8 protein-coding genes are annotated in these 15,609 nt (G+C 61.7%); all 8 read left to right on the top strand.

All coding sequences use genetic code 11. The features are described from left to right. Positions 1–134 precede the first annotated feature (134 nt). The 8 genes from ACQPXH_RS00330 (at position 135) to ACQPXH_RS00365 (ending at position 15,604) form a co-directional block, all read left to right on the top strand. Complete coding sequence (locus ACQPXH_RS00330) at positions 135–1,139, top strand: hypothetical protein (RefSeq protein WP_433600355.1); 1,005 nt, start codon at positions 135–137, stop codon at positions 1,137–1,139. A 40-nt stretch (positions 1,140–1,179) separates the two neighbouring features. After that, on the top strand, positions 1,180–2,106 hold the full coding sequence (locus tag ACQPXH_RS00335) for a hypothetical protein (protein ID WP_433600356.1): 927 nt from the start codon (positions 1,180–1,182) through the stop codon (positions 2,104–2,106). 91 nt (positions 2,107–2,197) lie between these two features. Then, positions 2,198–4,033: a type IV secretory system conjugative DNA transfer family protein gene (locus ACQPXH_RS00340; protein ID WP_433603678.1), complete on the top strand. Its 1,836-nt coding sequence runs from the start codon at positions 2,198–2,200 to the stop codon at positions 4,031–4,033. After that, entirely contained in the window at positions 4,030–4,821 is a 792-nt protein-coding gene (locus tag ACQPXH_RS00345) for a DUF4913 domain-containing protein (RefSeq protein ID WP_433600357.1), read from the top strand. The genes ACQPXH_RS00340 and ACQPXH_RS00345 overlap by 4 nt, the downstream gene beginning before the upstream one ends. A 23-nt stretch (positions 4,822–4,844) precedes the next feature. Next, positions 4,845–13,496, top strand: a complete 8,652-nt coding sequence (locus ACQPXH_RS00350) for a DEAD/DEAH box helicase family protein (RefSeq protein ID WP_433600358.1) — start codon at positions 4,845–4,847, stop codon at positions 13,494–13,496. Positions 13,497–14,112: 616 nt separating this feature from the next. Continuing rightward, entirely contained in the window at positions 14,113–14,319 is a 207-nt protein-coding gene (locus ACQPXH_RS00355) for a helix-turn-helix domain-containing protein (RefSeq protein WP_433600359.1), read from the top strand. 56 nt (positions 14,320–14,375) lie between these two features. Next, positions 14,376–15,008, top strand: a complete 633-nt coding sequence (locus tag ACQPXH_RS00360; RefSeq protein WP_433600360.1) for a DUF1819 family protein — start codon at positions 14,376–14,378, stop codon at positions 15,006–15,008. Then, positions 15,005–15,604 carry a DUF1788 domain-containing protein gene (locus ACQPXH_RS00365; protein WP_433600361.1) on the top strand — a complete coding sequence of 200 codons (600 nt, stop codon included), beginning with the start codon at positions 15,005–15,007 and terminating at the stop codon, positions 15,602–15,604. The genes ACQPXH_RS00360 and ACQPXH_RS00365 overlap by 4 nt, the downstream gene beginning before the upstream one ends. Positions 15,605–15,609 lie beyond the last annotated feature (5 nt).

Consider the following 15,609-nt stretch of genomic DNA (forward strand, 5'->3'; position numbering starts at 1 on the left):
GCCGCATTCGCTCGGTGGCTGTCCCGACTGGGCGTGCCCTGGGTGCATCTATCTGTGGTACTCGCCGCTTCGCAAATTGCCGACAAACCGAATCCACCGAGCCAAGCACCCGTGTCACGAGAGGAGAGCAGGTCGTGACTACTCCCCAGGCATCCAGCTCCGAAAGCGACGCCGTGCGGGCTGCGCTACTACAGATCATCGAGACATGGCGGGAGTCCGAACCCTCCGCGACGCGGCTGCCCCGGTCGGTGCGCAAGCAGATCAACCACACGCTGCGCGATGGAGTTCGTCGGCAGCAAGCTGAGCACCAGCAAACCCGAGAAGCCATCACCGACTGGATTCGCCAACACCGCAATACCGTCCAATCGGGTCGCGCGCCCAAGCTCGGTGAAACGGTGGACCAGTGGTTCGGTCGTCAGCAGAGCCTCGCCCAACAGGCAAACACTCTTGAAGATGTCATCCAGCGTGCCCCGCATCTATCGGAAACCGAACGCGGGCAGGCGATCGAGGCACTGCGGGTTGCCCACAACACGCCCGACGCGCCGGAGCGATCGCCCTGGCAGCAGAAGACGGGACTGGATGCGCTCCGGGCGCGCTTGACCGCATGGCGATCACGGCAGCAACTGGCGGGCCGGATCGGTTCGGTCGCAAGTCGATTCACTTCCCGCCTGACGGCCGCCACTGGCCCAGCGGCGTGGATGACTCCCCAGCAGTCCGCGGCACTGAATGAAGTCAGTAAGAAAGTTATGAACTGGGAGCACGCGTTGCGGGCCGCGATCAGGGGCGACCAGGTTCCCAATCTTGCCGATCTCGCGCACGCGAAAGAAGCGGCGATGAATGGTGCTCGGGCTCTGGGGATTTCCGAACCAGATCTCGTTGCGCATGTTCAGGGTGTCGAAAGCATGACGCGAACCAAATTCGGCGTCATCGATGCGCTGCAAGACGGCGAGAAATCTGCCGGCCCTGAACAGTCCAGTACCGGCTCGGCGGAGAGTACGAGCAATGCCAGCGCGGAGCAGCAGTCGACGCACCTGATCCAAGCGGCCAACGGCGGCGGTACCGAAGCTGCACAGGCCCAAACGACTGGTGCCCCACCGGCACCGCCAGCGTCTCAGCCCAATGTCACGGCCTCGCTGTAGCCATGCAACCAAACACTATGTGCCGCACAGGAAAACGAAAATGACCGATCATCATCAACCCGCGTCCGGCAGAGCCCGGTTCCCACGCAGTGAACTGAGATCTGACCTGCGTGCCCCTTCTATTCGCTACGCCGCCCAACTCTACGAAGGCTGCTTCGTCACCTCCGCGTTCGTCGCAGGAATCGAGAGTCGTGTCTGGCAGTACGTCGAGCAGTTGACGCCCAGCCCCATCGGACAGGTGTGGTTCGTCGACAGCCGTGCCAATCTCTGGGGTCTCCCCGACACCGCAGAGGTCACCGCAGGTCCGTTGACAGCGCACGTCAAGCAGCGGCTCACACCGCACCTGTACCCCGATGGCGTGCCTGCCGTCGCTCGTGAGTTGTCGACGCCTGTCGACCGATTTCTCATCGAACTCGTCGACCAGGGTGCCGTCCTGAAGGCTCGCTTCGTCGGCCAATCTCGACAAGGTTCGGCCAGCGTGCTCGCGGATTCGCAGATCGCCGGAGCCGAAGAGCAGTGGCTCGTCGCATTCGAGCGCAACACAACCGAACGAATCGCCATGACCGTCACCGGGCGCCCCGACGGAGAACATATTGCCGTATCACATGTCTTCGCAACGACATTGAGCCCCATCCGACACGAATTGGGACAGCACTGGCTCGACCTCGCCCCAGCGGCCGCGGGCCAACCGATCTCATTCGGCAGCCTCGTGGCGATCCTGATGGACGCACGTCTGATGGGCAAGCGTCTGATCAGCCCGGACCCACTGCTACGCGCACCAATCAACGCACGCATCACCTTTCAGCCGGACGCTCCGACATCACCCACACCGACGGACAACGCCGCCGATGCGCTGATCGACTCAGCTCACCTGTCCGGCAGCGCGCAACAAGCCACGGACCCGACAGAAACCGAAGCACTTGGCCAGCCACCGAGCCCACTATCGAATCCGGAGATGGGTCTATGAACGCGCAGGTCATCGCGGCACCGATCGGCCATCATCAACTCGCTACCCGGTTCGGCGTCCTCTGCGGCCAACCGGCCTCGGAGTGGTCACCATGGTGACGGCCTCGCGAAAGATTCGGCGCCGTAAGAAGGGCGGCCTGTCCGAGGAAAGCCTTGAGCTGTTGGTGGTATGCGGCCTGATCGGCCTGGCACTAGCGGTGTGGGCGGCATTGGCACTGGGCAGCTGGTGGGCAGGGATACCGGTGCGAGGCAATCCGGCCGAAGCGCTCGCAGCAGTAGCCAAGGGACGGCGGCCATGGCCATGGCAGTCCACCGTCGTCGCCGTCGCGCTCGCCATCCCCATCGGAGTCGGTGGTTGGTGCGCTCGGACATTCGTTCGGTCACGTCCGGAGATCGACGCAGTCGCTCGCACTATGCAGCGCTCACGGAGTCTCGTCGGTGCCCGTGGAGAGTCCGCGGCGAGATTGATGAAGGACGCGCCCGATGGTGCCCAAACCAAGGGGGCGCGTATAGGTGCGACGGTTGACGCAGGCGTGGATCTTTATGCCCCATTGGAAATGGGCGTGACGGTCGTTGCTGGAAGCCGCTCCGGCAAAACAACGGCGTGGGCGATTCCTTGGGTGCTGGAAGCTCCAGGCCCGATGGTCGCCACCACCAACAAACCGGACCTCCTGGAACACACTCGCTACGGACGCGAACAGCGGGGCCACGTCTGGCTTCTCGATCTGCAAGCCGCCGCAGGACAATATGCGCTCGGATTCTGGTGGAATCCCTTGCGGTACATCACCGAACTCGATGGCGCGCTCGAGCTTATCTCCTTCTTCGTCTCCGCTTCCCGAGACAGTGACAGCCGAGTCGACTCCTACTTCGACGGAGGAGCCCAGAAACTCGCCGCACTCTATATCTTGGCCTCCGCATGCGTCGGGGGCGACCTGCTTCATGTCCTGGAATGGCTGGGACGTGACCAAGACGACACCCCCCAGCTGATCCTGCTCAAACATGGGCACGATATTGCAGCACAACGCATTCGCGACATTCAATCCGTGACCTCACGACAGCGCGATGGGCTGTTCGACATGGCGAGGCGATTTCTCGACGTGCTCACCATACGGATTTACGCCAAGGTCGTCACACCACCGAGCCGCAAACGCATCGCTGTCAGCGGCACCATCGATCACCCCGACAAGATCGCAATCAACGTCGAGCAACGGCCCGTCACCGACGAACTGCCCGAATTCGATCCGCTCGCCTTCGTGACCAGCCGCGACAGTTTGTATGCATTGAGCATGGAAGGCCCCGCATCCTCCACTCCGCTCACGACAGCACTTGTTGGACAGATCATTCAAGCGGCACGCCGCATCGCCAGCGGCCGCCCCGACGGCCGCCTCGCGGTGCCGATGTTCGCGATCCTCGACGAAGCCGCGAATTGCGCAAAGATCGCGGAATTGCCGTCCTACTACAGCTACGCCGGCGGCCAAGGAATTCTGCTCTTTACCTTCCTTCAAGTGCTCGAACAGGGCAAGAAGCTGTGGGGTATCGACGGGCTGAAAACAATGCTCAACCAGTCCGTGCAAATCTATGGCGGCGGCGTCGGCGATATCGACTATCTGCGCGACTGGGCCGCGTTGGTCGGGCACCACGACGTTGCTGATCGGTCTCGCCGAATCGGCCAAGGAAATTCCGACACGTCCTACAGCTGGCGGAGCGAGTCGATTCTGGACGAATCCGATCTCGCCGCACTCGACGGTGAACGCGCGATCGTCCGATACCCCCGCAATAAACCGATCCTCATCGTCCAAGTGCCGTGGTGGGAAACACCGCACCGCGAACTCGTCGAACAATCACTCGCTCTGTATGCGGGAACACCCCCTCCCGACGCTCCGACGATCGCCGAGAACGATGACAGCCAGAATGGAACTCAACCGTGACCACACCTGCCCAGAACAAATATCCAACCCATTCGACATGGTTCGAAAGCTGGCTGGTCCCACAGATCGCCCGGAAGTTGTCGTCGGGCAACCGTGAGGGCACGTTTACATTCTGCGCGCAGTGGTGGTTGCACACCGAGGTTTCCTGCCGGATGGCGTTCCTTCATTCGGCTTGGGAGGCAAGCAGATTGAGCAAGGACGGGTCGGCGATGTCGGCGTGGTTCCTGCATCATCTGGACCCTCATCTGCGGGTCGTGATGGACGCTGCTTCTGGGCCGATGTGGCGGTGCACCCCAGACCGGCATGTCGCCATCCCGACACTGCCGTTCCAAACGGTACCTGACGGATCGTTTCCGCCGACCCCAACCACATCGGTCGCCGACGCACACTACCGATTCCACTACCTGTGGTTCGAAGACTGGCTGGCGCCACGCGTAGCCCGGAAGTTGTCGTCGGGCAACCGTGAGGGCACGTCTACCTTCTGCGCGCAATGGTGGCTGCACACCGAGGTCGCCTGCCGGATGGCTTTCCTTCATTCGGCTTGGGAGGCAAGCAGATTGAGCAAGGACGGGTCCGCGATGTCGGCGTGGTTCCTGCATCATCTGGACCCGCATCTGCGGGTCATGATGGACGCCGCTTCTGGGCCGATGTGGCGGTGCACCCCCGACCGGCATGTCGCCATCCCGACACTGCCCGCTCGACGAATTCCATTGGGCTGGTTCGCCACACCACATCTGCCAACCGATACGGGTTTCGGCCCCGACTTCCGAAACCGGCGTAGCGCATGAGCCGGTAGGCGCTGGAGAAGACCATGCCAGACGACGAGTACCCGCGACTCGGCGCAGCTGCGCCCGCGGACAACAACGCCAACGCCGACACGCGCTCCAAGCCGGATGCCACAACGGCTGCGGACGATGCCGTAGTCGGGCAAGCCGACGGAGACAAGAGCCTGGAGCAGATCGTTGACCGCCTCGCCGATGAGGTACAGCTGGCATTCGATCCCGAGTATCGCGCCCGAGAAGTACTGCGCAGCTTCATCGATAGCACTGCGGGCAGGATCCTTACCGCGCCAGCGATAGGCGCCAGCTACCGCTTGATTCATGTTCGATTCGAGCTGGACAGCCATGACCAGGGCGGATGGACCGCAAGCGAGGTCGGCCGCGGCACCAACAGCGAGGAAGCCGATCCGCCTGAGCCGGTCGAATCGTTGTTGATCAACCCCGAGTCCGACATCCCCTACGGTCTACTGCCTCTCGATCGGCTACTCACGATCATCGAAGGCGGAGCCACTTTCTCCCGCCGCAATGATCTCACCCGGCTGCAGGGTCCTGGACTCCACGTCGACCAATCCGACCGTGACGCCCTCGAGCAGGTCGATTCTGAGATCAGGGAACGGACCGCAGGACTCGCCGCCGCTGGTAGCCGCGATTCACTCCTGGACGCACACCGCGAGATCAGCGCGGTACTCGCCGACACGGAGTACTGGTCAGGCGAGGTGCCGGAGACCGACACTGCCCGCCAAGCGGAGATGTCCGAACTCACCCGCCTGCTGCATAGCCTGGAAGCCCGGATCGGCGACCTGCCCGGCGAACCGGATGCCGCCGAACCGCTCACCGAATTCTGGCGTCAAGTCGTCCAGCTCGAGTCATGGCAGCCAACACCAGACCACCGGAGCCTCGAGGCCACGGCTGACCGCGTCGCCGAGCACATCGATCGCCTTGTGCCCGACACAGGTGTGATCGAGGCCAGCACACTCACACCCGACGACCTCGTGATTCGATTCGCAACACCGGTCGCCGGATCCGACGACGGAATCGTGACCGCGACATACTCGACGCAGCGAAACCAATGGCTGATCGACACCGCGATCATCGACCCCACCCGTAGACCCGCTCTCCGGGAGTCAACGGTGAACGTCTACGGTCACCAACCCTCCGTGGTCGCCAGCCACATGCTCGTCCTGACCGGAACGTTCACCGACAAGGTCACGGTCGGCCAGCTCGTGGAATACCTGGAGCGCTCCCGCGATCGCTCATTTCGTGCGATCGATGCGACGTGGACCACCGAACACCCGCCGGTGTCGGTGCCCGCACAAGCAAGAATCGCGATCGAACGCATCGAGGTCGCCTTCACCGAACACCCTGCCTCGGCCCCTCGTCCGGCAGTGCTCGACACCCTGATCGCCTCCTACCAGACGATCAGCACTGACCTGCACGAGGTTCTGGGCACCGCACCATCGAATATCGAGTCGGCGCCAGAGATGACGTCGCTCGTCACCAGCGTCTACCAAGGTGCGCTAGACCGGCTGGCAGCTCGAATCCGTGACGTGCCAGGGGGAGATACACGACTCGCGCAGTTACTGATTGACCGTACTCTGGAAGCGGCGGTCGGCACGGGGGCCGAACGAGGAGACGCGACCGTCGACGCGGCTGGCAGCGCTGGTCGCGCGCCTGAAGACCCCGGCCTGCATGCACAATCGAACGACATCAAGGACGGTCATGTCACTGCAAATTCGCCAACACGTCGAGACGGTGTGGACAACGTCGATCGGCCTGCCGTCGGATCTGACAGCCGAGGAGATCAAGCTCTTCCTCGATCAGGAAGCAGCGACGATCAGCGCATTGATCGAGCAGGGGATGGGCACCGCCCAAGGCCCGATGATCGCGCAGTGGAGGGCCGAGCACAACGGCTTGGAGCCCGACTACCTGACGACGGTCGCCCTGATCAACACCGCCCGACTCCGCGTGACCGAGCAGGTCCTCCAGCAGAATCTCTACGAGAAGATTCCACCCGAGCCCGACGAACCGATCTCGGAGATCCCGGAGGAGACCGACCAGGGTCCGGACCGGTGGCGGAATCCGCTGAGCCGCAGCGAACCGGCACCGGAGCTGGAAGAGCTGACCGACCAGTGGTTTCCGGCCAAGCCAACGCTGTGGCGGGTCATGCTGGCATATCTCCTCCAAGCGATGAACGAGGATGGCCAACCGATCCCGACCGGCCCGCAAGATCCCGCGATGGTGGCAGTAGTCGCCCGACTGGAGGCCGCGATGGTGGCCGACGGGCAGCCTCTGGACGGTCCGGGAGCGCTCGAGCCCTAACTCCGGGCCAGTTGGGAATGTTCGACGACCTCTTCGGCGAGGTCGTCGTCCACCAACCCGCGACCAAGAAATCACCGACCCGTCGTCGGTCCACGGCATCGGCCCAACCACGACGAACCCGGCGTAAGGCGCTCGACCCCAACCAACAAGCGCTGTTCGATAGCCATGGCGCGAGTCCGGTCGATCCGACTGCCGCCAACCCCGGTGGATCACCGCTACCGCCCACCTCGGCAGAGCTACGCCTTCGCAGGCAACCTAACCGCCGACCTCCCGCACCGGATATCGCTGACGCACGGGCAGACGCGAATTCGCGACCAACAAGCCGTTCAGCCGAACCGAGCGATTCCGCAGAAACGACGCCATCGCCCTCGACTCCAGTCTCTGGGGAGCTCGATCGACCTCAATCCGATGCGGTCACCCCCGGCGCAGTCATCACCGACCACCGACCGGACGTCAGCTCGGCACCGAAGCTCGAAGAAGAATTCACACCGGGCCTATTCGACCCGCAACTAGTCGAAGACAGCGAGACCGCCGCACCGGCACAGCCCGACAGTCCTGCCACAGACGCCGAAATCTCCCCTCCGACCGTGCCACAGGAGTCGGCGACATCGTCCACCCCGCTGGCGCCAGATGTTCCCCAGAGCAGCACAGATCCGGCCGAAATCACGCAGGAAGAATCGCAGTCGCCCGCTGTCGCAGGTGCCGGAGCACAACTTCAGGACAGCGACGAAACCAGCGACGATGACACCGAAGACCTCGGCGACGACGAAGATGTCACCAACGATCATCCAGACGCGGTCGACTTCGTCGCTGGCACCACGATCTGGGTACCCTCCGGCCCCCGGGAGCGTGTGCGCGCCAACATCGCGGCAATCCAGTTGCTGGATCAGCTGGACGAAGAAGACCGCTACGCGACGGCCGACGAACAGAAGGTAATCGCGGGATACAGCGGCTGGGGGGCGGTCCCGCAGGTCTTCGACCGCGATCGGCCCGAATGGGATCGAGAGCGCGCCGAGCTGCGGGAAATGCTCGGTGCCGCTGGATGGGCTCGCGCTCGTGCCACCACACCCAACGCGCACTACACCCCTCCCACCATCGCCAAAGCGATGTGGAACGCGCTGATCCTTGCCGGGTTCACGGACGGACGAGTACTCGAACCAGGTTGCGGCTCAGGCAACTTCCTTGCCCACGCGCCGGCCGAGGCTGTCATGGTGGGCGTGGAACTCGACTCCACAACCGCTCGCGTGGCGGCTGCCCTCTACCCCAGTGCGCAGATCCGCAACGAGGGATTCGAGGAAACACTCGTCGAAACCGAAACCTTCGCGGCCAGCATCGGCAACGTCCCCTTCGGCAAGATCCGGCTCCACGATCCGACCCACAACAGCTCGAACCTGACAATCCACAACCACTTCATTCTCAAATCGCTCGCCTTGACCGGCGTCGGCGGCTATGTCGCGATGATCACCAGTGCCTACACTGCCGACGGCGAGGACACGCGCGCCCGTACCCTGATGAGCGACCGCGCCGACCTAATCGGTGCCCTCCGCCTTCCCAATCGTGCTCATGCGCGTGTGGCTGGAACCGATGTCGTCACTGATGTCTTGCTGTTCCGTGTCCGCGAAGAAAACCGTGCCCCCAGCGAGAACACTCGAAGGTTTCTCACCCACGGCAAGATCTATGTACCCGATCCCGAAGACCCCGGTGCCGAAGTCGCGATGCCGATCAACCGGTACTTCGCCGACCACCCCGAAAACGTACTTGGTGCTGCCATCAAGTCGACCGATGCCTACGGCAACGAAATTCTCGGAATAGACGGGCCGCTCGGCGACGAACTGAATGAGCTGGTGGCCCAACGGCTCACCGACATCGTCGACCAAGCTCGCGCCGCAGACCTCGCGTTGACCGCCACAGCGGAATCCACGGCCATCTCAGAACCGGAGATGTTCGGCGCTGGCCTCGTCCGCCCGGTGGACCAATCCGAGCGCATCGCGGTTGACACCTTGCGCTGGAACGCCGAGCGCTATCGCATCGAGGTCTACGACGGCCACGATTGGGCCGAGGCCGCCGTACGGGGAAAGCGAAAGTCTCAAGAGTGGAGAGCCTTGCTCGGACTCCGCGACGTCGCGACACAGCTGGTCCGCGCTCAACTCGACGGACTCGCTCCAGAACACCGCAAAGCTCTGCGCGTCGAACTCAACCGGCGCTACGACAACTACCTGTCTCAATACGGATTCATCAACCGCTTCAAGTGGATTCACCCTCCTGCGGTCACCGAGCAGCAACATCGAGTCCGCCTCGACAAAGCCATCGAGAAATGGCGAATCCTCGAGGGCAGCAAGACCAAGCCATACCGAGGCCCCGTTCCCGACGACGTCTACGAACAGCTATCCGCGGAGGCGTGGACGCCAACCCGCGAACCATTCAAGAAGCAATCCCACCTCGAAGGCATACTGCGGAACGACCCGACGATAAGCGTCGTCTTCGCGCTGGAGAACTTCGACGACGAGACCGGGCGAGCGACCAAAGCCGCTGTCTTCACCGCCGATGTCGTCTCGGCTGCTCCGAAGCCACCGGAGCGCGTCAACACCATCGATGATGCCGTCGCAGCGAGTCTGAACGAGTCCAACGGCATCCAGATCAGTCGAATCGCCGGACTGCTCGGTGTCACCGTCATCGAAGCCGAACAACAACTCGTCTCCTCGGCGTTGGCATTCAGATCCGTCGAGGACCCCGACGTCTGGATTGATGCTCCGATCTATCTGTCGGGCAATGTCCGCAGCAAACTCGCCGCCGCCACCCGGGCAGCAGAATCCAATCCGCAATACGCGGTCAACGTCAAAGCGCTGACCGCCGTTGTGCCGGAACGCAAGACCGACGTCGATATCCGGCTCGGCGCAGTGTGGGTCGACCCCGCTGACTACGTCCAGTTCATCCGCGACACCTTCGACCTCCACGCGGGCCAAAACGTCAACGTTTCCCGCGTCGACGGCAGCTGGATCATCGACGTTCCCAAATACGGCGGTTGGGACGCTGACGTCGAAAAATGGGGACTGCGTCCGAAGAAAACGCTCGACCAGCGCAGCCGCTACAACTTCGACGATCCCGACGCCGAACGCCGTGGCATCGAAGGCTCAGGCGTCGCCAAGGCACCTTCGCACATCGACCTGCTACGCGACCTGTGTAATTCGCGCACGATCACGGTCAACAAGTCTGGCGTTTACCTCGCGGCCACCGGCGGGGACGTAATCCACACACGGGCCACCCGGATGGCACAGAACCAGGCCAAGCGGTTGAACGAAGAATTCTGTGCCTGGGCACTCGACCGAGACGCCACGCGGCGCGAGCGGCTGCTGGACCGCTACAACGACCTGTTCAATTCGTATGTCGCCCCACAGTTCGACGGGTCGTACCTGACTCTTCCCGGACTGGGTGCCACATTCGTTCCGTACGACTACCAGCGCAGCGCGGTGCGCCGGATCTGTAGCACGCCCACAGTCCTTTTGGACCACGTCGTCGGAGCCGGAAAGACGGGCACCATGCTCATGGCGGCCATGGAGCTCAAGCGGCTCCGGCTTGCCCGCCAGCCCTGGATTGTCGTACCAAACCACATCATCGACCAGGTCACCCGCGAAGCAAACCAGTGGTATCCCGGCGCACGCGTACTCTCCGGGGCGGCAGCCACCGACTCCGATTCACGGAGGCGACTCCTGGCCCAGTCCGCGGCCCAGGACTGGGACATCGTCATCGTCCCGATGTCGGCGTTCAAGCGAATGAACGTATCCGGACAGACCTCGGCGCAGTTCATCCAAGTCCAGATCGACACGCTCGAATCCGGACGCGCACACCTGACCGACCGTGAGTCGATCAAAGAACTTGAAATAAAGCTCGCCAACGCGAAACAACGGCTGAAGCGTGCGCTCAGTGAAACCAGCCGCGACGCAGGCGGATTCGGATTCGAGGACGGTGGATGCGACTACCTTTTCGTAGATGAGGCGCACAATTTCAAGAATCTAGAACGCGAATCCAACGTCATGGAACTCGCGTGTATACCTGGTTCCCAGCAGGCGCTGGACATGCTGTTGAAACTTTCCTACTTGCGCACCAAACGCCGACGCGAAGCGGAAATCGCAGGTATTCCAGCAGACGCCTACATCGAGCGAGTTGCCACCTTTGCGACGGGCACACCGGTCGCAAACTCGTTGTCCGAGCTATTCGTGATGACGAAATACCTGCGTCCCGACCTGCTCGAGCACTCCCAAGTCGAACACCTCGACGCTTGGGGAAGCAACTTCACCGACACCGTCACCCGAGTCGAGCTGAATACCTCCGGCACCCGTTTGGTCTCTCGCACGCGAGTCGGAGAATTCATCAATACCGGTGACCTCATCGCAATGACCTCTACCTTTACCGATGTCGTCGGGCGCGATCAGATTCCTGCTAATCTGCCCGAACTGGATGGTGGCGAAAGAGAGGTTGTCGCCTACGAGCCCGAACAAGAAATCCTCGACTTTATCCAAGATCTCGGGTATCGAGCCGACAGTCTCGATCCGAAGAGACCGGACCTTGACAATCTTCTCAAGATAAGTACCGACGGTCGCAATGTGACACTCGATCCGCGAGCCGCTCATTTGGATGCACCCGCAAACGGTGGCCGTGCTCGGATCGTGGCCCAAAAGGTCCTCGAAGTCCATGCTGAAACCAAATTCAACACCTACCTCGACGCCCTCGGTGAGCCTTCACCGACACCCGGCGGACTTCAGATCGTTTTCTGCGACCGATCCACCCCGAAGAACACAGACGACTGGACGATCTACCAGGCGATCAAAGATGAGCTGATCGCTGGCGGGATGGAACCCGGCTCGATCCGATTCATCCATGACTATCCATCGGCCGCTGCAAAGCAGGTGCTCTTCGACGAATGCAAGAACGGGAAGGTTTCAGTCATCCTCGGTTCGACCGAGAAAATGGGAACAGGTACAAACATTCAAACGAGAGCGACCGCACTGCATCACGTCGATGTGCCGTGGAAGCCTGCGGATTTGCAACAAAGAGAAGGCCGCATCATCCGCCAGCACAATCAGAACGCAAAGGTCAAGGTATTCTGCTACGTGGCCGAAAGGACGTTCGATACCATCATGTGGCAGATCCTGCAACGCAAGGCGCACTTTATCGAACAGTTGAAGCGTGCCGATCGCAGCGTGCGGCGCGTCAAGGACATTGAGAACGATGATCTTGCTGAAAATGCTGCGGCAATTAAGGCGATCGCGACTGGAGATAATCGGCATGTCCGCAAAGTCGAGTTGGACTCCGCGGTTGCTGGCTTGCAAGCTGAACAAGATCAGTATTTTGCGGCGAACCGTAGTCGAGAGCGCGAGATTTCTTCGCTAGAAAGAGCTATCCCGCGTCATGGTGCAGCTATCCAGGCAATCCAAACTGCCGTCGAGCATCTCGAAAGCTTGACCGAATCCCAACGGAATTCTTCATATGTCGTCAATGGTAAGCACTTCAGCAAGCGTCCAGAGGCATCCAAAGCGTTGATGGATATTCTCCGGGCGAGCATGGCGGAGCTTCAGCGTAAGAGCTTGGATGAGGCATTGACTGTCGCGACAATAAAAGGATTCCAAATCGAGGTCCGCTACAGTACCGAGCAATCGCTGCTCTATATCAAACCCGTCGGATTGCCGACACCTCCTCGCGCGATCGAACGAGAAAAACTCTACATCGATGCTCAGAAGACCCATCAAATGACACCGGAAGAGCAAGCGGCCGACCAGGCCCGGCTTGCCTCCGGAATCATGTCGCGCGTTGAGAATATGATCACTGAATTGCCGCACGCCCTTGAGATGCGAAAGTTGGACCTCGAACTCGACAGCGCGCGACTATCCGAACTTCAGACGACCCAGCCCGACGGGTTCGATCGCAGTGACGAGCTCGCCGCACTGTACGCCGAACTCGACCAGCTCGAACGCGACCTCCGCAACGAAGCGACCAGCCCCGAAGCCTTGGCGGCTCGGATCGCGCATCAGCAACGCCTGGAGGCGAAAGGCCGGGACAGCGGTTGGAGTCTGATGCTCAATGCAACGCCCGGCTTGTGTCGGCAACTCGGCGTTGAGACTCCCGACGAGATCCGCGAACTAATGGCCCAGCGCGCTGAATCGGCCAAACTCAAGCAATTGGCTCAGCAAGCGGACGAGTCCCAACTCGTAAATTCTGAGACGGAAGGCGCTTTCGTCCTCGAGCTGGTCGAGGCGGCAATAGCTCCGGCCGGTGCGAAGGAATTAGCAGTTGAGTACAACGCCGAGTCGAGCGGCACTGTTGGAATAGTCGAATCCAGCCTCAACTCAACGGAACTCGGATACGACTAGGTCGCTGCGCGGGATCATCAACGGCATTATCGAGGACGCGAAAGTTGACCGGCTGCCCGTGCATGCCGCTGCATTGGATGGCTCTGTCTACGATATTGAACACTTCCTCAAGCAATCCGTTCGTGACGGGCGAATGTACGTCGCATGCCAAATTTGATGCCAAATTCCTTACGGTGACCAGTAATTTCGCCATCGATGGGCAACTACGCGCCCGCCCCTCAACCGACTGTCGAGTCTTCTTCGGGACCGCGACACCGGTGTCAAATGCTGTCACGACGGCAACGTTCCACTACCACCCGCATGCGCCAGTTTGCGACGCGAATACACCACAAGAAGCCGGTCGCGTCGACGCGTGGTGGCCGTGTCCGGTGGCCTCCGCTGGGTGCCAATCGACTGCGGTGAGCCAGCGTGTGTTCCTGCATGGTGTCGGGAGATAGCTCACGGCGCGCAGAGCGGCAACTGCGGTTCATTCACTTCGGTCGGCCCTTTCGGGGAATTAAGCCAGCTCATGAACCTCCTGGCCTCCTTCAGTCCTCTTCGCACTAACTGGCTCTGAGTCCGATAAAGTCGGTGTAACCCGCCCATATCGGGTTTGAACTCTTCAGGAAGGCTCGGAATGGCAGATCCGTGGCTGTCCGCCGATGACATCGCAGCCCACCTCGGCGTCACAAAGGACACCGTCTACGCCTGGATTGCAGAGAAGGGCATGCCCGCCCACAAGGTGGGGCGGCTCTGGAAGTTCCAGACGAGCGAGGTCGACGATTGGGTTCGAGCCGGCAGGGCGTCTTCGTCCGATGAGGCCGCCACGCCGAGTGAAGCCTGACTGTCGGTGGACGGCGATACGTTGAACGACTTGCCTACGAGGGGAGAGGAGAGCGGGTGAACGATGCATTAGCGCCGTCGCCACGGCGCTACGCCTTGTCGTTCACCACGGGTGCCCTCCTGGCTCGTGAGGCGGCCATGCTCGCACCGGTCTACCTTGAGGAGCGGGACTGGGAGCGGGTCCGCAACCGAGCGGTCGAGGGCAATCTGCTGCAGGCACGGACGCGCAGCACTGGTGTCCGTCTGGTGCGCGAGACGGTCGCGCGACTGTCGGCGTTGACCGGCGACGAGGTCGAACTGCTGGTTGACACCACTGCTTCGGAACGGTCATATCTCCTGTGGGTAGCCGCCTGTCGCCGCTACGAACTCATCGGGGAGTTCGCCGAAGAGGTATTGCGCGAGCGGTACCTCACTCTCGCTTTGACGCTCGGCTACGAGGACTTCGACAGCCTCGTGCGGGCCAAGGCGCTGTGGCACGAGGAGCTGGCAACCATCAAGGAGTCGACGCTGCAGAAGTTGAGGTCGAATGTATTCAAGATGCTTCAGGAGGCCGGGCTGCTGTCGGACGCGGGCTACATCATCCCTGCCGTGTTGTCGGAGCGAGTCGTGGCGACGTTGAGCGCCCGCAGACCGAACGACATGCGCTTCTTCCCGACGAAGCAGACCGAGAGGGCGGGCGCTGCACGATGATTGCCAAGACTCTGCCCGAGCAGGAGGAGCACCTGTTTTCGGTTCTCAGCGGTCGCCGCTTCCTCCAGATGGAGGGGCTGAGCAACGAGGTTCCGTTCTTCATTTATCCGTACCCGCCGGAGGATTCACTCGAAGTCGCCGCGGCTAAGAAGCGGGTCAAGAACCGGCTGGCCGGCGCTGGGGTGACGGTCTTCGAGATCAACCTCTACGACCTGTCGATCGAGCTGCTCAAGGCGCGGGGCGTCTGGGACCGGGTGCTCGCTATCGAGTCAGACCAGGACAAGACCGACTTCCGCGAGATGCTTCAGGGAATGCTCGACCCTCAGCTGCACATTGCCCCGGCGATCCGTGACCGACTCGCCCCTGAGCAGTTCGACATCTTCTTCCTCACCGGCATCGGTGAAGCTTTTCCGTACATCCGCTCGCACAACGTGCTGAACAACCTGCAGTCGGTGGTCAATGGCAAGCCGATGCTCATGTTCTTCCCGGGCCGCTACGAGCAGTCCGACACGTTGGGCTCATCGCTCGTGCTGTTCGGTCGGCTCAAGGACGACCAGTACTACCGAGCCAAGAACATCCTGGAACAGGAGGCGTGAGCTCG

The organism is Nocardia sp. CA-135953, from assembly GCF_050955735.1.
Taxonomy (GTDB): domain Bacteria; phylum Actinomycetota; class Actinomycetes; order Mycobacteriales; family Mycobacteriaceae; genus Nocardia.

Excerpts from the sequence above, each read along its gene's own strand:
- ACQPXH_RS00335 (WP_433600356.1), top strand. The coding sequence starts at position 1,180 with ATGACCGATCATCATCAACCCGCGTCCGGCAGAGCCCGGTTCCCACGC.
- ACQPXH_RS00340 (WP_433603678.1), top strand. The coding sequence starts at position 2,198 with ATGGTGACGGCCTCGCGAAAGATTCGGCGCCGTAAGAAGGGCGGCCTG.
- ACQPXH_RS00350 (WP_433600358.1), top strand. The coding sequence starts at position 4,845 with ATGCCAGACGACGAGTACCCGCGACTCGGCGCAGCTGCGCCCGCGGAC.
- ACQPXH_RS00355 (WP_433600359.1), top strand. The coding sequence starts at position 14,113 with ATGGCAGATCCGTGGCTGTCCGCCGATGACATCGCAGCCCACCTCGGC.
- ACQPXH_RS00365 (WP_433600361.1), top strand. The coding sequence starts at position 15,005 with ATGATTGCCAAGACTCTGCCCGAGCAGGAGGAGCACCTGTTTTCGGTT.